Origin of the sequence: Streptomyces sp. NPDC058289, assembly GCF_042880975.1 — a bacterium.
Lineage (GTDB): Bacteria > Actinomycetota > Actinomycetes > Streptomycetales > Streptomycetaceae > Streptomyces > Streptomyces stoeckheimensis.
Genome location: NZ_JBHVYI010000106.1, coordinates 1 through 20,578, shown reverse-complemented (window position 1 = coordinate 20,578; position 20,578 = coordinate 1). Strand labels below are relative to the sequence as shown.

At 70.4% G+C, this 20,578-nt stretch carries 17 protein-coding genes; 7 read left to right on the top strand and 10 right to left on the bottom strand.

Going from position 1 to position 20,578, the window contains the following annotated elements:
* Nucleotides 1-64 precede the first annotated feature (64 nt).
* The 5 genes from ACFVX6_RS35255 to ACFVX6_RS35235 all read right to left on the bottom strand — a co-directional run bounded on the left by ACFVX6_RS35255 (nucleotide 65) and on the right by ACFVX6_RS35235 (nucleotide 5,016).
* A complete protein-coding gene (locus ACFVX6_RS35255) occupies nucleotides 65-595 on the bottom strand; it encodes a DUF3291 domain-containing protein (RefSeq protein ID WP_389698520.1) in 531 nt (176 codons plus the stop codon).
* A gap of 32 nt (nucleotides 596-627) precedes the next feature.
* Nucleotides 628-1,326, bottom strand: a complete 699-nt coding sequence (locus ACFVX6_RS35250; protein WP_389698518.1) for a helix-turn-helix transcriptional regulator — start codon at nucleotides 1,324-1,326, stop codon at nucleotides 628-630.
* 131 nt (nucleotides 1,327-1,457) lie between these two features.
* Nucleotides 1,458-2,204, bottom strand: a complete 747-nt coding sequence (locus ACFVX6_RS35245; protein WP_389698516.1) for a hypothetical protein — start codon at nucleotides 2,202-2,204, stop codon at nucleotides 1,458-1,460.
* A 388-nt stretch (nucleotides 2,205-2,592) separates the two neighbouring features.
* A complete protein-coding gene (locus tag ACFVX6_RS35240; protein WP_389698514.1) occupies nucleotides 2,593-3,996 on the bottom strand; it encodes an MFS transporter in 1,404 nt (467 codons plus the stop codon).
* Nucleotides 3,997-4,401: 405 nt separating this feature from the next.
* On the bottom strand, nucleotides 4,402-5,016 hold the full coding sequence (locus ACFVX6_RS35235; protein ID WP_389698512.1) for an HdeD family acid-resistance protein: 615 nt from the start codon (nucleotides 5,014-5,016) through the stop codon (nucleotides 4,402-4,404).
* Nucleotides 5,017-5,505: 489 nt separating this feature from the next.
* On the opposite strand from ACFVX6_RS35235, the gene ACFVX6_RS35230 reads away from it, so the two are divergent.
* The 3 genes from ACFVX6_RS35230 (at nucleotide 5,506) to ACFVX6_RS35220 (ending at nucleotide 8,423) form a co-directional block, all read left to right on the top strand.
* Entirely contained in the window at nucleotides 5,506-6,339 is an 834-nt protein-coding gene (locus ACFVX6_RS35230) for a class II glutamine amidotransferase (protein WP_389698510.1), read from the top strand.
* A gap of 70 nt (nucleotides 6,340-6,409) precedes the next feature.
* Nucleotides 6,410-7,063, top strand: a complete 654-nt coding sequence (locus ACFVX6_RS35225) for a hypothetical protein (protein ID WP_389698508.1) — start codon at nucleotides 6,410-6,412, stop codon at nucleotides 7,061-7,063.
* Between the two features lie 73 nt (nucleotides 7,064-7,136).
* On the top strand, nucleotides 7,137-8,423 hold the full coding sequence (locus ACFVX6_RS35220; RefSeq protein ID WP_389698506.1) for a DUF6357 family protein: 1,287 nt from the start codon (nucleotides 7,137-7,139) through the stop codon (nucleotides 8,421-8,423).
* A gap of 104 nt (nucleotides 8,424-8,527) precedes the next feature.
* Here ACFVX6_RS35220 and ACFVX6_RS35215 read toward each other — a convergent pair whose 3' ends face one another.
* From ACFVX6_RS35215 to ACFVX6_RS35205, 3 genes are all read right to left on the bottom strand, one after another.
* A complete protein-coding gene (locus tag ACFVX6_RS35215; protein ID WP_389698504.1) occupies nucleotides 8,528-9,991 on the bottom strand; it encodes an oxygenase MpaB family protein in 1,464 nt (487 codons plus the stop codon).
* Complete coding sequence (gene uppS / locus ACFVX6_RS35210) at nucleotides 9,988-10,707, bottom strand: polyprenyl diphosphate synthase (protein ID WP_389698536.1); 720 nt, start codon at nucleotides 10,705-10,707, stop codon at nucleotides 9,988-9,990. Before uppS ends, ACFVX6_RS35215 begins: the two co-directional genes overlap by 4 nt.
* Nucleotides 10,708-10,898: 191 nt before the next feature.
* Nucleotides 10,899-12,848, bottom strand: coding sequence for a PAS domain S-box protein (locus ACFVX6_RS35205; protein WP_389698502.1), 1,950 nt, complete (start codon nucleotides 12,846-12,848; stop codon nucleotides 10,899-10,901).
* Between the two features lie 276 nt (nucleotides 12,849-13,124).
* Here ACFVX6_RS35205 and ACFVX6_RS35200 point away from each other — a divergent pair, with 276 nt between their 5' ends.
* The 3 genes from ACFVX6_RS35200 (at nucleotide 13,125) to ACFVX6_RS35190 (ending at nucleotide 16,991) form a co-directional block, all read left to right on the top strand.
* A complete protein-coding gene (locus ACFVX6_RS35200; RefSeq protein WP_389698500.1) occupies nucleotides 13,125-14,402 on the top strand; it encodes an Nramp family divalent metal transporter in 1,278 nt (425 codons plus the stop codon).
* Nucleotides 14,403-14,629: 227 nt separating this feature from the next.
* Nucleotides 14,630-15,472 carry an alpha/beta hydrolase family protein gene (locus tag ACFVX6_RS35195; RefSeq protein ID WP_389698498.1) on the top strand — a complete coding sequence of 281 codons (843 nt, stop codon included), beginning with the start codon at nucleotides 14,630-14,632 and terminating at the stop codon, nucleotides 15,470-15,472.
* A 118-nt stretch (nucleotides 15,473-15,590) separates the two neighbouring features.
* Entirely contained in the window at nucleotides 15,591-16,991 is a 1,401-nt protein-coding gene (locus tag ACFVX6_RS35190; protein WP_389698496.1) for a carboxylesterase/lipase family protein, read from the top strand.
* A gap of 13 nt (nucleotides 16,992-17,004) precedes the next feature.
* On the opposite strand, the gene ACFVX6_RS35185 is transcribed toward ACFVX6_RS35190, so the two are convergent.
* Entirely contained in the window at nucleotides 17,005-18,153 is a 1,149-nt protein-coding gene (locus tag ACFVX6_RS35185; protein ID WP_389698494.1) for a PucR family transcriptional regulator, read from the bottom strand.
* Nucleotides 18,154-18,337: 184 nt separating this feature from the next.
* Nucleotides 18,338-19,816: a long-chain fatty acid--CoA ligase gene (locus tag ACFVX6_RS35180; protein WP_389698492.1), complete on the bottom strand. Its 1,479-nt coding sequence runs from the start codon at nucleotides 19,814-19,816 to the stop codon at nucleotides 18,338-18,340.
* Nucleotides 19,817-19,967: 151 nt separating this feature from the next.
* Here ACFVX6_RS35180 and ACFVX6_RS35175 point away from each other — a divergent pair, with 151 nt between their 5' ends.
* Entirely contained in the window at nucleotides 19,968-20,570 is a 603-nt protein-coding gene (locus tag ACFVX6_RS35175; RefSeq protein ID WP_389698490.1) for a hypothetical protein, read from the top strand.
* Nucleotides 20,571-20,578 lie beyond the last annotated feature (8 nt).

Genomic DNA, 20,578 nt, shown 5'->3' with positions numbered 1-20,578 from the left:
AATCGCGCGTTGGCCGTCGGCTGTTGGCATACGAGCTCAGGGCGGCCTGCTCGGGGCGGCCCGCTCAGGCCGCGCCGACGGGGCGGCCTGAAGGACGCGGTGCGGCCTCGACCTCGGCCTCGACCTCGGCCTCGACCTCGGCGGCGGTGTAGGAGGAGGCGAAGGTGAACGCGCGCGGGGACGGCCCGTGCGCCTGTAGCTCCGCCAGCCGCTCCAAGGCCTCACCGATGGTCGGGAGGTGACCGGCGGGGACCCACCAGAGCACCAGGTGCGCCTCGACGTGCCGTTCGAACCATTCGCGGCGTCGCCGCATCATCTCCAGGTGCCCGCTGCGGTAGGCGAAGTCCCACAGGGCCTCCTGGGTCTCCCACACGGAGAGGTTGACGATGAGGTCCTCGCCCGCCGGGCGCAGCCCGGTGGCGTCGGCCGCCCCCTCTTCCACGAGCCGCCACACGAAGCCCGGCGCGCCGTCGGCGGTGGCGTTGACCGGATCGAGCATCTCCACGAAGGGCGCCACGCGCGGGTCGTCGAGGGGGTACAGGAGCGTGGAGACGTTGAGTTGGGCCAGGTGGGCGGCGTGCGCGGATGCGGTCATGGACTCATCCCAACACGGCCCGCTTTTCTATGTCAACCGTCATTGTCTTTAGAAGGCTCGATCACGACGCAACACTCCCCCGGCCGGGCGTCCATACGAGCGCGGACGGGACCGCCCGCACCGAGCAGCCCCTCCAGCAGAGCGAGGTTCATGCCGCATACGAGCGGCGGGAAGCGTTCGGCGACGGCGTGAAAGGGGCAGTTGCGCATCCGGACGACGGGCTCCGCCGCCCCCTCGGAGCCTTCCGCGGCCGGGAGAGCGTCGACACCTTCCAGGTGGGGTTCGTAGCCGCGGGCGGCCAGCACCTCCAGGGCCTCTTCGAGGCTGCCGCACGGCCCCGCCGAGCCGCGCAGGGCCTCACCCCGCCGGCGCGCGGCCGTGCAGAGCCCGGCATCCAGCCCGGCCTCCTCGGCAGCCTCGGCGAGCAGCTCGGCGGCCGTGCGGTAGTCGCGGGCGGGCAGCGACACCGACCGCTCGGCCCGCGCCCGCGTGTACACCTTGGCGGGACGACCCGCTCCGGGTCCCGAACGGCCCGTCAGCCGGCGGCTACCGCTCTCCAGCAGCCCGGCCCCGGTCAGCTTGTCCAGATGGTGCGCAGCGAGCGTGCGCGCCACCCCGACCGCCTCGGCAGCCTCGTTGCGTCCGACTTCACGGCCCTGCGCCGCCACGTACTCGTACAGGCGGCGCCGCACCGGATCCTGCAGAACCGCGATCGCATCGATGTCGTTCACCTGGCCAGTCTACGAACAACCCAGGTTGGAGATAGAAGGGCACGACCCGCCGCCGACCTCCCGCGTCCGGCCTCGGGCGACTCGCCCGAAGTCCCCACCATCGGGTCCTCATGCACAGGGTTCGCTACGGGTCACGCCGGCGGCTCGGCCCGCCGCAAGGACCGGACCGCCGGGACCGAGAGCAGCACCGCGAAGGTCACCACCGCGACCAGGGCGGACACGTACAGCAGCGTGCGCGCGCCGATGAGTTCGGCGACAGGGCCTGCCAGGGCCTGGCCGACGGGGAAGGCGATGAGGGACCCGGCGACGTCGTAGGCGTAGACCCGGTTCAGTACCGCCGCGGGGACCTGGGACTGGACGCTCATGGCCCACATGACGCTCCAGAACGCCCAGGCGGCGCCGCCCACCACGAAGCACGCGCACGTCCACCACAGCGGAAGGCCCAGGGCGTTGGGCAGGGGAAGGGCGACCCAGGCGAACATCGCGACCGCTCCGGCGACCAGCGGCCGCTTCGGGCGGAAGCGCATGCCGATCACACCGCCCCGGACGTTGCCCGCCCCGAACGCCGTCCAGACCAGGCCGAGGCCGGTGGCCCCGTGCTCGTTCGCGACCAGGAGCGTGGTGAGGGGGCGCAGGGGGCCGAAGGTCGTGATGCCGTTGACGGCCCGGGCCAGGATGACCACCCACAGCCCGGTACGGGAGCGGAACTCGTGCCAGCCTTCGAGGAGGTTGCGCAGGTCCTTCGCCACCTGGGGGACGATGCTGGCGACGCCGGGCTGGAACGTGGCGGAGGCGGTACCGCTTGCCGCCGCGAGGAGGAGCAGCAGCCAGAGCGGGGCGTGCCCGGTGCCGAACGCGGTCGCGGCGGCGATCCGCACAAATGGACTCCATGATGTCCCGCCGGATCCCTGACGTGCCCCGATCGAGCTTGTCGAGGCGGATGGGAATGCTCCGCGATATCTCCTGGGAATGTCCTCCCGTGCGGTATGGGAGCTCGCCCCTCCGGCACCGTTCGCGGAATTCCGGAAAGGTCGTGAATCCAAATTGACCGGATGTCCACCATCCATCCCTTTGTGCCGTGCGACCGGGAAACGCCGGGCAGCGGGGCCCGTCCCTACGCAAGGCACTGCTGTCCCTCGGTGACATCCGCCCAGCACGCAGACCTCCGCCGTTCGCCCTCAGCCGCGGTACGCCTCCAGCAGCCGCCGCAAAGGACAGACCCATCGGGTTTGTCGCCGATCAAGCGGGAACCAGGTCTTCTTGCCGTCAGCAGCGACGGGTCTGGTACGGCACGGGGACGGGTACCGGTTCGGGCCGTGTCGGGCACCTGGTCAAGGTGACGAGGAAGGTCAGCCCGATTCCGCCTGCCACTACGAAGAGAGCAGTGCGGATCCCGTTGGCGGTGGCGGTTCGAAGCTGTTCACCGGAGAGGCCATCGAGGCCCGCTGTCGCTACCAGGACGAGGACGGCGAGGCCGACGGCTGCGCCCGCGCCCGAGCCCGTGGAGGCAATGCCGGAGGCGATGCCTTGCTGTCGGTCGGAGATCCCGGTGGCGGCGGCGATGAACATGGCGGTGAAGACCACGCCGTCGCCGATGCCGAGCGCCACCAGACCGGGGACGAGGTCGATGTATCTGCCGTTCGGCGAGATCGCGAGGCCGAGAGCGACCGCACCGACCGCACCGACGGCGAGAGCGGCGGCCAACGTGCCCCTGAGACCGAATCGCGTCACGAGCTGGCCCGCGGTTGTCGAACCGGCCACCACCACCGCCGTGGGGATGAGGAAGCCGACGCCGGTCTGCAAAGGGTCGTAGCCCAGAACCTCCTGGAAGTAGACGGACAGGAAATAGAGCACGGAGCCGAAGGTCGCCATGAACATGAAGGCGATGACGACGCCGGTGATCAAGTTGGGGTTGGAGAGCAGCACGGGCGGCATGAGCGGATCGGAGCTGCGCCGCTCGATGACGGCGAAGGCTGCGATCAGCAGGAGGCCCGCTGCTGCGCTCATCAGGATGCCCGGCGAAGACCAGCCCGATCCGGGGCCCTGCACGAGGGCGAACACGATGAGCGTGACACCGAGAGAGATGCTGAGCGCACCGGGCAGATCGAACGTTCGGCCCTTCTCACGTTCACCGTCCCTGGGTACCACTACGAAAGCGAGCAGCAGCGCGGGGCCGGCCAAGACGACGTTGACGAAGAAGACCGCTTCCCAGCCGAACACCTGCGTCAGGAGGCCGCCGAGCAGCACGCCGATGACGAGTCCTGCCGCACCCGACCCTCCCCAGATGCCCAATGCGCGGTTGCGGGAACGGCCTTCGGCGAAGCTGGTGTTGATGAGCGCCAGGGTGGTGGGGAAGACAAGGGCTCCGCCGAGACCTTGGAATGCGCGGGAAGCGAGGAGTACTCCGGGGCCGGTCGCGAGTCCTCCCACACACGCCGCTCCGGCATAGAGCGCGAGGCCGGTGGCCAGGATTCGGCGTCGACCGAGCAGGTCTGCGGCACGCCCGCCGAACAGGAGGAAGCCGGCCGAGGCCACCGCGTAGGCGCTGATGACCGACTGGAGCGTTTGCGCAGAGTAGCCGAGGTCGCGTGCGATGTCGGGAAGTGCCACGACCACGATGTACTGGTCGAGCGACACGATGAGCATCGCGAAGGACAGGAGCGCCAGCACCGCCGTCTCACGGTTCCGACCAAGGCCGCCAGGCGCAGACGACGTCCCTACGGGTCCCACGGCGGTACTCCTGATGATCGGTCGAGTCTCCGCTTACGGACTGCCGGGAAAGCCGGTCGGACTCGGGGCAGGCAGAGGTGCCTTGCCGAGAAGGACGGCTGACGACACCCTATCCAGCGCACCCCTCGCCATCCCGTCAACGACCCACGCATACGGCGCTCCCGCGCCCAATGTGGTCCAACCGGATGACCCGCACGCCATGCACTACGTAATCGTTTCCGCTTCGGGGTGGACGGGACCGCTTTGGGTTCGGATCCGAACCGGACACCACTGGGGGGTCAGCGCGTAGAAGTCGTCGGGGATCCGCAGGCTCAGGCTGCCTGCACGCCTGAGCAGTACCGGCAGTCACCTTGGAGGCGTGGGCGTGATCTGTCGGGTGGCGGAGCGCAGTGCGACGGCCATCACCACTTCGAATACGCCGAGCAGGACGAGCCACAGTCCCAGCAGCCGTGTCAGGGCGACCGCGGAGTCCACCGGGAAGCACAGCACCACGATTCCGGCGACGGCGCCGAGGGCGCCCAGGGCGAAGAGCAGGCCGCGGTGCACGAGCGCGCGGTCGGCGATCGCGACGTACGCCGTGAGTACGCCGGTCAGCAGCCAGAACACTCCGACGATCAGGGACAGCGCGCCGATCGTCTGCATCGGGTGCCGCAGTACCAGGACACCGGCCAGGAATGCCAGCATGGAGATCAGGATTCCCGCCAGTCTGCTGCCGCCCCCGTCGTCGCTGTGTGAGAAGGCGGTGACGAAACGGAAGCCGCCGGCCACCAGGAGCTGGAGACCGATGATCACAGCCAGGATGTGCAGCGTCTCGTCGGGCCAGACGAGTACCAGGATGCCCGGAATCAGGGTCGCGAGGGCGAAACCGAGTGCCCAGTGCCACGAGCCTCCCAGCTGTCTGAGGACGTCCTCGGCATCGCTCTGCCTGCGCTGCGGCGCCGCGTCGGGGGTTACGGTCATCACGCCTCCCGAGCCGATCGAAGGACCCTGCCGAGGCCCTTCTGAGCCATCGGACATGCCTTGTTCGCCTAGCAGGCCCCATTTTAGGCGGGTGGGACGCGGCTCGCCGCTCCGGACGTGTCCTCGACAGCTTGCAGGAACGAACAACGGCAGCACTTCGTGCAGGCCGTGCGCGTAGAAATCCTGGAGCTGGTGCCTGCGCCGGCCACGACCGAGCTGTTCCAGGACGTCGCATTCGGCGCGGTCGGGGGTCTCCTTCCAGGTGCAGTGGGAGGACAGGTCTCTCCTGCGTGGCGATCATCTGAGGAGGTCGCGAGAATGGGAGTCCCCGGATGCGGCTCGGAGCGGTCTGAGGCGGCACGCCACTGCCGGAGAGAGCCGGAGAGAGGTGATGGTCCGGCTTGCGACGCCCTCGCATGAGGGCCGCGCGGAACAGCGCGGGATTCTCGCCCGCGGAACAGGTAGCAGTGGGAACACAGGTGATGGCACATGTGTCGATGGCTCGCCTACTCGGGGACCCCCATGCTGCTCGACACCATCCTGTACAAACCGGCGCACTCGCTGATCGACCAGAGCCTGCACTCCAAGCTGGGCGTCGAGACGACGAACGGCGACGGATTCGGTGTCGGCTGGTACACCGAGGACAACGACACGCCGGCACTGCTCAGGGACGTCGGTCCCGCCTGGAACAACCGCAACCTGCGGGAGATGGCCGACCACGTCCGCTCCCCGTTGTTCTTCGCCCACATCCGGGCGTCGACCGGCACCGCGGTCCAGCAGTCGAACTGTCATCCGTTCAGGCAAGGCCGCTGGATGTTCATGCACAACGGCGCCATCACCGGCTTCCACCTCATGCGCCGGGACCTGACCCTGCTCGTCGATCCGGCCCTGTACGCCGACATCGAGGGAACCACCGACTCCGAGGTGATGTTCTTCCTGGCGCTCACCTTCGGCCTGGAGCAGGACCCGCCGACCGCCGTTGCCAAGATGGCGGGAGTGGTGGAGCGGGCCGGCCGCGACCACGGCGTGGAGTTCCCCCTCCAGATGACGCTCGCCATCACCGACGGCGAGCGCGTGTGGGCCTTCCGTTACTCCAGCGCGCACGATTCCCGGTCGCTCTTCTACAGCAGCCGGGTGGACGCGCTGCGCCGGCTGCACCCCGATGTGGCGTTCCTGCGGGACATCTCGGAGGAGACCCGTCTGATCGTGTCCGAGCCCCTCGGCGACCTGCCCGGCGCTTGGAACGCGGTACCGGAGAGCAGCTACGGCGTCGTGCAGCCCGGCGCGGACGAGATGTATCCCTTCACGCCGGTACCGGCATGAAGCGGCAGGTCCGTCCGCTCCGATTCGATTACGCTGCTGGGGCTGTCACACACGTGAACGAAGGACGCACATGGCTCGCCCCTACCGCCCCGGACCGAAGCAGTTCGTCTTCGCTGTCGGTGACGGCAACGACCAACAGGTCTCCGTGGGCGATCCCCAGGAGGCCTACGTAGCGTTCTCCGCGTTCTTCCGTGGTCGAGTTTCTGACACCTACACCATCGTTGACGAACCGTCGGGGCAGAGTCTGGTACTCATGCCCGGGCAGGGTGTGATCTCCCGGATCAAGGATGCGGACCAGCCTCGGTCGGAGTACCTCCAGGTCGACAGGGGCAATCGCTACCTTCCGAGCGCGATGCTGTTCTTCGAGAACGGATATGCCGGCCTCGACCGCTTCGGCCAGTGGTTCTCCGACCTCGCCGACCTCGACGCGTCACCGGAGACTCGCGGTACCGCCCGCGCCGCCACGATCACGACGGAGGCAGCGGCGATCGAGGAAGTCGCTCGGATCTGGGCGGATTCGGGCTGCGTGGACCCGAGCGACCAGTACTACGTCTTCTTCGACTCGCACGGTGTCGAGGAGGACCGAGCCGAACGAGCCCTACTCCTCAAGCTGATCGAGTTCCTCGGCATCGAACGAGTCGTCGCCCCGGAGGGGTCCGCCGGGGGCGAAGTCTGGGTGCGCACCGACCCACGCCTCGACGTCGAATGCGCACGGTGGTCGTGAACAGCTGGTGCGGGGTGGGGGCTGCAACACCGCCGCGATGCCGGCCGGTGCCGTTCCGGGGAAGACTGAGTCCATGAGAGACATCGTTTTCACGCGCCGGAGCGGCTGGATCCCGAACGTGATCCGCGAGGACGGTGAGCTGAAGCTGACGCTCGGTGCCGGGGCCGACGCCAACCACGATCCCCGCACGTTCACGTTCCCGATCAGCGAAGCCCATCTCGCGGTGATCCGTGAGGACCTGTCCAGACACCTGCTGCTGTGGAGTGCGATCCTTCCGCTGTGCGACGCCGCCGGAACCCGGGGCCGGCTCGACGAGAACGCCGCCGTCGCGCTCCTGGACCCGATCCTCCTCGCCGCGCCCGCGGACGTCGACGCGCTCTTCCAGCGCATCCGGTGGGACAGGAGCCGGCTCATCGCCCACGGGGCCGACACCGGTCTGCTTGAACGCGGTCAGGTGTGCGCGGCGATGCGCGCGGCGACAGAGACGTCGAACGGGAAACGGGCTCAGGAATACCACGCGGACCGCCGTCGCGCCGAGCGCGGAACCGTACTCGGTCCGCTCGACGCCGCGATTCTGAGGTACACGGGCCGGTATCTGCACGGCGCGACGGTTCCGAAGCGGATACCCGATGCCGTCGCCCCCGCGCTGCTGCCCGAGGTCATGCGGGTGATCGCCACTGCGGAGCAGGCGTGCGCCGGGATGCGGATCGGCCGCGATCCGCGACGGGGAAAACGCGCCACGGACAAGCGCGACTGGAATCGGATGGAGACGACGGTCGAAGCGGCCGTGCGCCGTGCACACCCTGAGCTCGTCGATGACGCGGTGCGCACCGTGAGCTTCCTGATGTGCTCGGAGGCCGCGGACCGCTCCAGGAGCACCCCCATGGAGGACGACGAGGAGGCTGCCGGCCACCGCGCCGACTCGGGCGGGAGCGCGAGGAAGACGGCCCTGTCGTTCACCGACGACAAGGGCGTCGAGAAGAAGTGGCTACGGGACGGTCCCCGCACTGCCGCCGCGGAGTTCTGGGAGTTCGTCGGCGATCGCTCTGCCGCGGACAACGAGGTGTTCACCATCGAGGACGAGGAGATGGGCGAAGGAATCCAGCTCCACTTCTACGCGGACTCCATCGCCCGGATCACGACGCTGCGCGAGGGTGAAGGCAGGTCGGATCCGGAGTACCGGGTCGAGTACAGCCTGGTCGACGGGATCGGCGGGTACCGGAACCTGGTGAGCACCTTCGTCCGCGGCGGCTGCGCCGCACTCGAACAGCACGGTCCCTGGATGTCGGATGTCGCCGAGTTCGAGCGCGCACGTCGGCGGCGCAACGCCCGGAAGTTCCAGCGGGAGCCCGCGCACTGAGCGTTGTCCACCCTCATGTTGATGCGAGGTGAAGGACGCGGACCGCCGTCACCACGTCGTTCATTCGGCGGGCACGGCATACGAGCGGTGGGCAACCGTGCCCGTCAGGCGTCGGCGAGGAGCGGGTCGTACGGCGTACCTGCGCGGCGGCCGGCCATGAAGGAGACGAAGTCGCCGACGAAGGCGCTTTTGCCGTAGGCGCCGCCGGTGGTGGTGAGGTCGCGGTGGAAGGCGGTACGGAAGAGGGTTCGGTACTCGTCCGCGTCGATGCTCCCGTTGCGGTCCTTGTCGGTGGCGTCGAAGAGGACCTCGGCAACGCGGATGAGCGCGGGTCCGGCGAGGGAGGGGACAGCGGTCGCGTACTCTTCGGCGCTGACGCGGCCGTCGCCGTCCGTGTCGAGGGCGGCCTGGAGTTCGCGCCACCAGGCGGCGAAGGCATCGTAGAGCCGGGTCTCCTCGGGTTCGTCCAGGTCGAGTCGGGTGGAGAGTTCGCGGGCCATGGCAGCGAGGTCGGGCCAGTCGAGGTGGCCGTCGCCCGTCTGGTCCAGCACCCGGTGGAAGAACTCCTCCGCCGAGCGTCGGTTCTCGTCCGTTCCCCTCGGGGGTGCCGGTTCGAAGTCGGCGTCGCCGCTGAGTGGTGTGAGGAGGCGGAGCAGGGCCGATGCCCGCTTCATGCGGGCGCGCAGGGCGGTTACGGTGCGGGCGCGGGGGTCGTCGCTGTCGGGCGAGAGCGAGAGGGCTTCGATGATGCTCTCGGCGTTGATCCAGCCCTCGGGCAGGAATCGGGTGAGCCCGGTGGCGAGGTAGGCGCCCTGCATGAGGGTCGCGGCGCCCGGCATCTCCGGCAGGCCGGCCCGGCGCCGGTAGGGCTCGGGGAGCGAGGCGACGGTGATCGCGCCCAGGAGCGGACCGACCACGGCGCGGCCGGCCGCCCACAGCGTCGGCGCGCCGTCGAGCAGCGCGGGAGCGGGCAGGTGGTCGAAGAGCCGGTAGAGGATGACGCGGACCGCCTCGGTGTTCTCCAGCTCGTTCTCGACGACACGGTCGAAGTACCGCCAGAAGTCGTTCAGTTCCTCGGGGAGTTCCGCGGCGTCGCCGTCGAGCGCCGCGAGGAACGTGCGGTACTCGGCGTACATCCGCTCCATCGTGTCCTGGTCGAGCGGCTGGCCGCTCAGCCGGCACATGGTGACGGCGCTCTCGAAGAGGGTGGCGACCACCCAGGCGCGGGTCGCGCGGTCCATCGCGTCGTAGGACCGGCCGCGGGAGTCGGACCCGCTCATGCGGGCGTGCAGCCGGTTGAGCCGGGCGGCCTCGCGTTCGCGTAACGCCGGGTCGGTGCCGAACATGCGCCGCATGCTGAGGAAGGTGTTGCGCAGTCGGCGCCAGGGGTGGGTGACGAAGGTGGAGTTGTCGGCGAGGGCGGCGCCGATCTGCGGGTGAGCTGCCTCCAGGACGGTGGCGCGGATGATGGCCAGGGCCCACCGCGGGTCGTCGAAGAAGCCGCTGAACTGCGAATTCGGCCCGAACAGGGTTGCCTCGTCGGCCGTTCCCGTGGTTTCGGTGGTCATGATGGGTCTCCGTTCGTCCGGACGGGCACGCCGCCGAAGCGGCGGTCGCGGTGCCGGTAGGTGTGCAGGCAGGCCAGGAAGTCGGGGGCCCGGAAGTCCGGCCACAGCACCTCGGGGAAGACCCACTCGGCGTAGGCGACCTGCCAGAGCATGAAGTTGGAGATGCGCTGCTCACCGGAGGTACGGACGACCAGATCCACATCGGGGGTGTCGGGGAAGGGCAGGTGGTCCGCGAAGAGCCGCTCGGTCACCTCGTCGGCGGGCGTCCCGCTGAGGATCAGCGACCTCGCGGCCTCGACGATGTCCCGGCGCCCCCCGTGGTCGAAGGCGACGGTCAGTGTCATCCCCCGGTTCTCGGCGGTCAGTAGCGCCACGTCCTCGAAGTCCTGGGCCAGCGCACGGGGGATCCGCGGGTCGCTGACCCCGAGGAAACGGCAGCGGATACCGCGCGCGAGCAACAGCGGCGCATGCTTGCGCACGACCCGCCGCACCAGACGCATCAGGAATTCGACCTCGGTGCCGGGGCGGTTCCAGTTCTCCGTGGAGAACGCGTACAGGCTGAGCCACTCGACGCCGGCGGCCCGAGCCGCCTCGATGACATCGATGACCGCGGCCTCCGCCGCCCGGTGACCTGCCGTACGGGGAAGCGAACGCCGTTGCGCCCAACGCCCGTTGCCGTCCATCACGCAGGCCACGTGCCGCGGCCCCGCACGCAACGCCCGTTGCTCCACGCCCACCCCGCCTCGACCGATCCCCACCAGCGCATTCCGCACCCGGAGTCTGGCACGGCGAAAGGGCCGTGATCGGCCGAACGAGTGGCCATCACCTTTGACTCGTACGTTCGGTTCCATCCGAGTGGTGAAGCAGCGAACTCGCGCACGGGTCTTTCGCGGAAGCGCATCCGCGCTCAGTCGGGCCAGGTGTTCGGCGACGGCCTTTCAGGCCGTTCCGGGTCCGCCGGCTTGGAAGGCTTCTCCTTCCCCCTCGCTGATGCGGGCAGGAGAAGGGAGAACCAGACGGCTTTGCCTTCGGCCGTGGGCAGGGTGCCCCAGGCCTCGGCGAGGGAGTCGACCAAGAGCAGTCCCCGTCCGGATTCGGCGTCGTGCGAGGCGAACCGTGCCTGCGGGAGTACGGGGGTTCCGTCGCACACTTCGACGCTGAGTTCGCGCCCCGCCTGCCTGACTCTCAGCCTTACCGGGCCGCAGCTGTGGTTCACCGCGTTGGAGAGGAGTTCCGACGCGAGCAGGCACGCGGTGTCGCACAGCTGGTCGTCGCCCCTCCCCCACACCCCGAGGGTGGAGCGCAGGAAACGGCGGCCTGCGCCGACGCTGCTGGGCTGGGCGGGCAGCACCACGCTCTGCGAGGTCACCGGTGAATCGGGGATGTGGACGAGGAGCAGGGTGACGTCGTCCGCGTAGTCGTCGGCGTCGGGGAGCATCTCGGCGAGGAGGCAGTCGGCCATCACTTCCAGGCCATCGACATGGGTGCAGGTCTTGGCCAGCGCCAAGGACAGGCGGTCGACTTGTTCCTCGATGTCGCTGCCCGGGGTTTCGACCAGTCCGTCGGTGTAAAGGGCGAGGACCGAGCCGGGTTCGACGGTGTGGCGGCTCTCGTGGTGTGGTACCTCGCCGACGCCGAGCGGCACGCTGACGTCGACGGCGAGGCGACTCACCTGGCCGCCGGGGGTGGCAAGGAGCAGGGGGAGGTGTCCGGCCGAGCAGACGGTCAGTTCCGCGGCGTCCGCGTCGACGACCAGGTAGCAGCAGGTGACGAACTGATCCGGGAGTTCGCTGACCACGGCGTCGAGGGCGCGCATCAGCTGCCAGGGCGGCATGCCGGTCTTGGCCAGCGCGTGTGAGGCCGAGCGGAGTTGGCCCATGACGGCGGCGGCCTCCAGTCCGCGGCCCATGACGTCGCCGATCATGACACCGACGCGGCCGCCGCCCAGGGGGATCAGGTCGAACCAGTCGCCGCCCACACCCGCGCCCTGGCGAGCCGGGAAGTACCGGCTCGCTGTCGGCATGCCCGGCACCTCTGCGGGCGAGCCCATGAGGCTGCGCTGCAGGGTGAGGGCGACGTGGCGCTGCTGTTCGTAGAGTTCGGCGAGCTTGTCCTCGGCGGCCTTGCGGTCGCTCACGTCGCGGATGGCCGCCGATACGAGCGTTCCGTCCGGGGTTTCCAGGGGGCTGAGGCTGATCTCGACGGGGAACTCGCGCCCGTCCCGGCACAGGCCGTGCAGTTCCAGCCCGGCGCCCATGGGTCTGACCTGGCGGTCGACGAAGTAGCCCTGCCGGAAGTGGGAGTGATGACCGCGGAACCTCTCCGGGACGAGGATCTCGACGGGTCGGCCCAGGAGGTCTGCTCGGGTGTGACCGAAGAGTGCTTCCGTCTGGGCGTTGACGAGTTGGATCGTGCCGCGGTCGTCAACGATGACCATCGCGTCGGGGGCGGCCTCCAGGAGTGCTCGGAACAGCTCCTCGGCTGCCTTGCGCTCGCTCACGTCGCGTACGGCTGCGGAGATGAGCAGGCCGTCGGCGGTCTGCAAGGGGCTGAGGCTGATCTCGACGGGGAACTCGCGCCCGTCCCGACGTAACCCGTACAGCTCCAGGCCCGCGCCCATGGGCCGGACCTGGCGGCTGGCCGCGTAGCCGAGCCGGTGGCGCGGGTGGAGCCCGCGGAAACGCTCGGGTACCAGGACGTCGATGGGCCGGCCGAGCAACTCCTGCCGGGGGTAGCCGAACAGTGCTTCCGTCTGGGCGTTCACCAGCCGGATCACACCCGCGTCGTCCACGATCACCATCGCGTCCGGTGCCGCTTCCAGAAGGGCGCGGAAGGGTTCCTCGGTCGTTGTCGTCATGTCGCGCCTCGCACTCGCCGAACACCACCGAAACCGACATCCGATCACGCCGCCATACGTCACCTCACCTGTTGACTGGAACATGTGCGCAAATGACCGGGTGCGACCACGGGCAGGAGCCGTCCGCGGGTCGAACACCGGCAGTGCCCGTCGGCTCTCGCTCGCCCAGGGACAACACGACCCACACCACGGGGGCGGAGGGCCTCTTGCGCGACCTCCACCGAACCGATTTGGTGACTCCCGTCACTCAGGGGGCGAACGGGAAGGCAGCCACAGATGGCGGACACCACTCAGACGGACACCGTGGGGAGCGAAAACCACGCTCCGCGCAAAGCGAGTTGGCGATCCATCGGCCCCGGAATCGTCGTGGCGGCGACCGGTGTCGGGGCCGGCGACCTCGTTGCCACGCTCCTCGCGGGTAGCAAGTTCGGCTACACGCTGCTGTGGGCCGCGGTCATCGGCTGCCTCGTCAAGATCTCGCTCGCCGAGGCGGCCGGCCGCTGGCACCTCGCCACCGGCCGTACCCTCTTCGACGGCTGGCACAGCCTCGGCTCCTGGACCACCGTCTACTTCGCGGGGTACGTCGTCATCTGGGGCTTCGTCTACGGCGCCGCCGCGATGTCCTCCAGTGCGCTCCCGCTGGCCGCGCTCTTCCCGGGCACCATGGACCTGAAGCTCTGGGCCGTGCTGTGCGGTCTGGTCGGGCTGGTCTTCGTCTGGTTCAACCGGTACGCCGTCTTCGAGAAGGTCATGACCGTCCTGGTCGGCGTCATGTTCCTGGTCACCGTGTATCTCGCGATCCGCGTCACGCCCCGGCTCGACGCGGCCTTCGCCGGCCTCGCGCCCGTACTGCCGGACGGGTCGCTGGTGTACACGCTCGGACTGATCGGCGGCGTGGGCGGCACGATCACCCTCGCCGCGTACGGCTACTGGGTGAACGCGAAGGGCTGGACGAACACGAGTTGGATGAAGGTGATGCGGCTCGACAACCGCGTCGCCTACCTCACCACCGGGATCTTCGTGGTGGCCATGCTCATCGTCGGGGCCGAGCTGCTGCACTCGTCCGGCGTGGCCCTGGCCAAGGGGGACAAGGGGCTGCTCGATCTGAGTGCCGTCCTGGAGGAGCACTACGGAAGGACGACCGCCAAGCTCTTCCTGGTCGGGTTCTTCGCCACGTCCTTCACCTCCCTGATCGGCGTGTGGCACGGAGTGAGCCTGATGTTCGCCGACTTCGCCGCGAAGTTCCGGCCTTCCCTCGTCCCGGCCGGGACGAACCCGGCCAAGTCCCTGCCCTTCCGGGTCTATCTGCTCTGGCTCACCTTCCCGCCCATCAGCCTCCTCTTCCTGGACCAGCCCTTCGGTCTCATCGTCGTGTACGGAGTGATCGGCGCACTCTTCATGCCCTTCCTCGCCTTGACGCTGCTGTGGCTGCTCAACTCCTCGCGCACACCGGCCCAGTGGCGCAACGGCCTGCTGAGCAACGCGATGCTGGGGGCCGCCGGCCTGTTGTTCGTGGTGCTGTGCGTCCAACAACTGTGGGAACTGCTCAGGTAGCACCACATGCCGGCCGGACCAGCGACAGGCTCCCCGCCGCAGCGACAGAACCGAGCATGGCACCCCCTGCACACCGTCGCCTCTCGGCAGGTTGCACGAACTCTCGCCCCGCTGCTTGCCGCGATTGCGCAGAGACGGGCTTCGAACCGTGCTTCAGGATGTGCGATCAAACAAGGTGTGAGCCGGATGTGACATCCGGTTCACCGTGACGACATGGGGAGTCGATCGTGCTCTGGAGAAAACTGCTCGTACCTCTGACCTCGCTCGTGCTCGTGCTGACGGCCTCCGCCGGCGCGGGTGCGGCAGCGGCGCCCACCGGTTCCGCTTCCGAAGCGGTCGCGGCCGACTACGGCGCTCCCGGCCCCTACGCCACCGCGGTGGAAGTCGGGGCCGTGACCACCCTCTACTACCCGCGCGACATCGCGACCAGCGACCGCCGCCACCCCGTCATCGTGTGGGGAAACGGCACCTTCGCCTTCCCCGTCGTCTACCGCGACCTGCTGCTGCACTGGGCCGGCCAGGGCTTCATCGTCGCCGCCGCCAACACCCCCCAGTCGAACCTCGGCGTCTCCATGCGCGCCGGCATCGACCTGCTCACCCGCCGGAACGCCGACCCCGGCAGCGCCTTCCACGACCACGTCGATCTGGCCCACATCGGCGCGTCCGGCCACTCGCAGGGCGGAGCCGCCGCCATCGTCGTCGGCGCGGACCCGCGCATCGACACCATCCTGCCCATCCAGCCCGGGCCGCTCGCCAACATCAACGACGTGCGCGTACCCGCACTCCTCCTGGCCGGGCAGAAGGACAGCATCGTCTTCCCCTTCCTGGTCAAGGCCTTCTACGACGCCGCCGACCACATCCCGGCCGTCTACGGGGAACTGCGCGGCGCCGACCACTTCACGATCGTGGGCGACCCCGGACCGTTCGCCGCGCCCACCACCGCCTGGTTCAAGGCGCACCTGATGGGAGACCAGGCCGCGCGTGCCCAGTTCTTCGGGGCCGGCTGCGGGATCTGTACCGACAGCGGCACCTGGTCCGACGTCCGTCGCAACGGGCTCGTCGCCCAGTGACCCGTCCCCGAAGACTTCTTCCGCCCTGACCGGTGTTCGACCCGATCCACACGTCGCCGCCCGTCCCCGACGCCGTACGGCCGGGGGTGGGCGGCCCTCCTCACACGAAAGGACTGCGATGGATCTCATCGCGACCACCGGGCAGGGCAAGGTCCGGGGCCGTTTCCACAACGGGATCGCCACCTTCCTCGGCATCCCGTACGCCGCTCCGCCCTTCGGCCCCCACCGCTTCCGCGCTCCCGCCCCGGTCGAGCCCTGGGAAGGGGTGCGGGACGCGCTGGAGTACGGGCCCACCGCCCCCAAGCGCCCCTACCGTCCGCCCCTCGACCGGCTGATACCCGACCCCTGCATCGCCGGGGACGACTGTCTCAACCTCAACGTCTGGACGCCGTCCGTCGGCGAGGGCCGGTTGCCGGTCATGGTCTGGATCCACGGCGGTTCCCTGCGCAACGGCTCGGCGAGCCTGCCGCTCTACGACGGGCGCGCCTTCGCGCGCGACGGGGTGGTCCTCGTCTCCGTCAACTACCGGCTCGGCGTCGAGGGATTCGGGGTCTTCCCCGACGCCCCCGCCAACCGGGGCCTCCTCGACCAGGTCGCGGCCCTGCTCTGGGTCCGCGACAACATCGCCTCCTTCGGTGGGGATCCGGCGAACGTCACCGTGTGCGGGGAGTCCGCCGGGGCGATCAGCGTCGCGGCCCTCATGACCAGCCCCGCCGCGGCCGGGCTGTTCCACCGGGCGATCCTGCAGAGCGGCCCCCCGCACACGGTGTCGCGCCGCGAGGGCGCGAAGGCGGTGCGGGCGATGGCGAGGAGACTGGGGATCCCGGCCACCGCCGAGGCGTTCGCGGGCGTGGACCGGGACCTGCTGCTGGACGCGCAGGCCGCGGTGGTCGACCGGTCGGACCCCATCGGCGGCGGGCCCGGGTTCCACATCGTGGCCGACGGCGACCTCGTGCCCGCCGACCCGCCCCTTCCCCAGGCCGACCTTCTGCTGGGGTGCAACCGGGAGGAGTACCGGCTGTGGTTCGTACCCGGCGGCACGGTGGACCGCGTCAGCCGGCTCACCCTGCGGCTCGCCCTGCTCAAGTTCCGTGTCCCGCAGCGGGTGGCGCGGCTGTACGGAGCCACCCGACCGCACGCCAAACCCGGTGAGCTCCTCGGGGAGATGGCCACCGACCTGCTGCTGCGGGGGCCCCTCAACCGCCTGGCCGACTCCCGGCCCGACCGCACCTTCCTCTACGAATTCGCCTGGCGCTCGCCCGTGATGGGGCTCGGCGCGTGCCACGCGCTGGAACTCGGCTTCGTCTTCGACAACCTGCGTGCCGCCGAGGACCTGACCGGGCCGGAGGCCCCCCAGCCACTGGCGGACGTCATGCACCGCGCCTGGGTCGCCTTCGCCGCCACGGGGCACCCGGGCTGGCCCGGCTGGAACGCGGACCGGCCCGTCATGGTCTTCGACCACCCCGACTCCGGCCCGGCCCTCGCGCCCCGGCACGAGGAACTCCGCGCCTGGCTGTGACCGCTGACGGGTGTCATCTGCCGATGCCACGATGATCCGCGGGCCCGGCCAGGTCCCTGGCGACGAGCGCTGCCTGGATCAGCCGGGCCTGTGCGGGAACCGCGAGGTCGAGGCCGGTCAGCGCGCTCACTCGCTGCAACCGGTAGTCAAGGGTGTTGCGGTGCACGCACAGATCCGACGCCGTCCGGCGGCGGTTGAGCCCGCGCTCCACGAACACGCGCAGCGTCTCGAGCAGGAAGGGATGCTCCTCCAAAGGGTCGAGCTTGGCCGCAAGCCGTACGAGGCCGTCCCCGGGGCGCGCGATCTGGTGCTCCAGCAGCACGTCGTCGAGGCGGTAGCACCCGGGCGGGCGTCCCAGGCGCCGTACGAGGTCCAGTACCCGGCCGGCCTCCTGCGCCGCCGACGGGACGGCGGCCGGGACGGAGGAGCGGGCGGCGGCGGCGCGCACGCTCTGCCCCACGTCCTTCTCCAGCCGGGCCACCAGGCCGGACACGTCGGCGCTGCCCGGCAGCAGGGCGATCCAGGAGACGTGGTCCATCAGCACGGGGATCCCGGTGAAGGCGTCGAGCGAGGACTGCACCAGCCTCGTCGGCGGGTCGGACTCGAACGCGAAGGCGACCACCTCGTGCTCGCCCACCACGGACACCCGCGCCACGTCGGCCAGCTCCTCGTACGGCCGTCCCGCCAGCAGGGCGCCGAGCAGGGCCCGCCGTACCCGCTTGTCCTCGCTGTGAAGGTCCTCCTGGGCGTTCTGGTGGGCGAGGACGACCGCGGGCAGCGCGGCGTGCAGGCAGGCGAGGAGCCTGCCGCCCGCTCCGGCCAGCTCGCCGGGCTCCGCGACCTCGGCCAGCGTCTGCCACCACACCTCGGCACCGATCAAGTACGCGGTGATCACCGCTTCGAGGGGGACGCGCTCCTCGGCCCGGCGCGCCGACCACTCGATGAGCCGGGTCAGGTCGCCCGGACCCATCGGACCCCCACCGCCGTCACGCAGGGCCCTGAGCAGCAGCGCGTGCACCGCCGCGATGGACCGCGCGACCTCGCCCTGGAGGGTGGCACGGGGCAGCGCCCCGTAGAACGGCGCCTCCGCCGCGCAGCGCGCGACCACGACGGCGGTGAGGTCACCGACGCGGGCGGCCATCCGGGCGTGCAGGTCCGACATCGGCGCATCGTCACACCGCCCCGGCCGTGGCGTCAATCGCGGCTCCCGGTCCGGCGACGGGGGCCGTGCGCGCGGCGTGTCCCCGAACCGCTCCCGGACGGCGTCTGCCGGGCCTTGCCCGCGCACGGCCGCGGCCCGCTGCTCCCTCATGCCCGGGGCCTTGCCCGCGCGGCGGCGCTCGCACTCATGCGCGGGCTTCCCGCAGCTCGCGCTTGAGCACCTTGCCGCTGGGGCCCAGGGGCAGCTCGGGAAGGAAGCGTACGATCCGCGGGTACTTGTGCCGGCCCAGGCGCTCCCGGCTCCAGGCCACGAGCTCGGCCTCGGCGACTTCGTGGCGCAGCACCACCACGGCGCAGATCTCCTCGCCCCTGGCCGGATCGGGCAGTCCGATGACGGCGACCTCGGCGACGGCGGGGTGGCGGGCGAGCACCTCCTCGACCTCGCGGGGGTAGACGTTGTAGCCGCCCCGGATGATGAGGTCCTTCTTGCGGTCGACGATGGTGAGGAAGCCGTCCTCGTCGCGCACGCCCAGGTCGCCGGTGCGGAACCAGCCGTCGATCAGGACAGCGGCGGTCGCCGCGGGGTCGTCGAGGTAGCCGGCGAAGACGTTGTGCCCGCGGATGACAACCTCACCGACCTCACCGTCCGGCAGGAGCGCTATGCACCCCTCCCGCTCGGGGTCGGTGATCGCGGCCTCGACGCCCCACACGGGGTGGCCGACGGTCCCGGGACGGCGGCCGGTGGTGTGCTGGTTGAAGGTGGCGGCCGGGGAGGTCTCGGTCAGCCCGTAGCCCTCCAGGACCTCGGTGCCGAACGCCGCCTCGAAGCGCTCCAGCAGGGCGACCGGGAGCGCCGCGCCGCCGGAGACGCACACCCGGAGCGCCGCGGGGCGGCGGTCGTCGTCCGCAGCGGCCTCGGTGAGAGCGTGGTACATCGTCGGGACGCCCATGAACACGGTGACCCGCTCGTGGATCATGGCGTCCAGGGCGGTGGGGCCGCTGAAGCGGGGCAGCAGGACGAGGGTGGCACCGGCGCGCAGGGTGGCGTTCATCGCGCAGCTCTGTCCGTAGCTGTGGAACAACGGCAGGCAGCCCAGCACCGTGTCCTCGGGCGTGAGTCCGAGCAGGTCGCCCGCGCAGACGGTGGCGTTCATGACGAGGTTGAGGTGGGTGAGCCGGGCCCCCTTGGGCCGGCCCGTGGTGCCACTGGTGTAGAGGATGGCCGCGGTCTCCGTCGCCGTGTGCCCGGCCACGTAGGGCAGCCGCTCCTCTCCGGAGCCGACCTGAAGCACCTCGATGCCCGCCGCGACGGCGGCCGACTGCGCCACCGGCCGCAGGGCCCCTCCGCTGACGAGCGCTCTGGCGCCGCTGTGCCGCAGTACGTACGCCACCTCGTCGGCCACCATCAGTGCGTGCACCGGCACCACGGTCGCGCCTGCCGCGAGGACCGCGTAGTAGGCACGGGGGAAGTCCGCGGTGTTCGCCAGCAGCACCGCCACCCGGTCTCCGGGGCCGATCCCGCGGGCCCGCAGGACGGCGGCGAAGCCCAGGACCTCGTCCCACAGCCGCGCGTAGGTGAGGCGCAGCTCCCCCTCGACGACGGCGATGCGGTCGGGGTGGCGGCGGGCCGAGTCGGCGAGCAGGGTGGCGACGCTGAGCTGCACGGTGGCTCCTTCATGCGGGGGGGGCGGCACCGTCAGAATCGGGGACGGGTCCACTGCGCGGCCATGTGCATCCGCACACCGTTCGCGCCGTCCGCCTGGGCGGAGGCACCCGGACTTCCACGCCGACGGTGCATATGCCTAACCTGCTGCCATGAACGACGAGGAGCGCTCGCTGCGTCGGCAGCTTGCGACAGCTCTGCTCGCGGACATCGGCCGCCTCACCGATGCCCTGACCGCCGACATCCGCGCGCACAGCCCCTTCTACGCGTCCGGCCGGACCGTCTCCCATGCGGACCTGCGGGTGACCTGCCGCCGCAACGTGGAACTGGCGCTCAACGATTTCGGCGAGTTGCCGTCCAGCGGCCGCCACATCGAGGCCGCCGCCACCGAGACCGGACGGCTGCGCGCCGAGCAGGGCGTCCCGCTGGCCACCGTGCTCCAGGCGTTCCGGCGCGGCGGCCGGGTCATTTGGCAGGCGCTGGCGGACCGGATGCGCGACCGGCCACCGGCACAGCAGCGGATGCTCGGCGACATCGCCGGCGCCCTGTGGGAGACCATCGACCGGTTCTCGTCCGCCATGGCCGACGCGTACGGGCTCACCACCGTGGAGCTGCAGCACCGGGAGGACTCCCGGCGCGGATCCCTCTTCGAGGCGTTGCTCGACGGGCGCGGCGGGGACCCGGGCGGGGGGGCGGCCGCGGGCCCCGCCCCCGGGGGGGCGGCCGGGGGCCCGAAAGCCCCGCGGGCGGAGTAACAAAAGAC

What these genes read in the sequence shown, in the direction of transcription:
- ACFVX6_RS35255 (WP_389698520.1), bottom strand. Translation starts at nt 595, where the DNA reads ATGACCGCATCCGCGCACGCCGCCCACCTGGCCCAACTCAACGTCTCC.
- ACFVX6_RS35235 (WP_389698512.1), bottom strand. Translation starts at nt 5,016, where the DNA reads ATGACCGTAACCCCCGACGCGGCGCCGCAGCGCAGGCAGAGCGATGCC.
- ACFVX6_RS35230 (WP_389698510.1), top strand. Translation starts at nt 5,506, where the DNA reads ATGTGTCGATGGCTCGCCTACTCGGGGACCCCCATGCTGCTCGACACC.
- ACFVX6_RS35225 (WP_389698508.1), top strand. Translation starts at nt 6,410, where the DNA reads ATGGCTCGCCCCTACCGCCCCGGACCGAAGCAGTTCGTCTTCGCTGTC.
- ACFVX6_RS35220 (WP_389698506.1), top strand. Translation starts at nt 7,137, where the DNA reads ATGAGAGACATCGTTTTCACGCGCCGGAGCGGCTGGATCCCGAACGTG.
- ACFVX6_RS35215 (WP_389698504.1), bottom strand. Translation starts at nt 9,991, where the DNA reads ATGACCACCGAAACCACGGGAACGGCCGACGAGGCAACCCTGTTCGGG.
- ACFVX6_RS35205 (WP_389698502.1), bottom strand. Translation starts at nt 12,848, where the DNA reads ATGACGACAACGACCGAGGAACCCTTCCGCGCCCTTCTGGAAGCGGCA.
- ACFVX6_RS35200 (WP_389698500.1), top strand. Translation starts at nt 13,125, where the DNA reads ATGGCGGACACCACTCAGACGGACACCGTGGGGAGCGAAAACCACGCT.
- ACFVX6_RS35190 (WP_389698496.1), top strand. Translation starts at nt 15,591, where the DNA reads ATGGATCTCATCGCGACCACCGGGCAGGGCAAGGTCCGGGGCCGTTTC.
- ACFVX6_RS35185 (WP_389698494.1), bottom strand. Translation starts at nt 18,153, where the DNA reads ATGTCGGACCTGCACGCCCGGATGGCCGCCCGCGTCGGTGACCTCACC.
- ACFVX6_RS35175 (WP_389698490.1), top strand. Translation starts at nt 19,968, where the DNA reads ATGAACGACGAGGAGCGCTCGCTGCGTCGGCAGCTTGCGACAGCTCTG.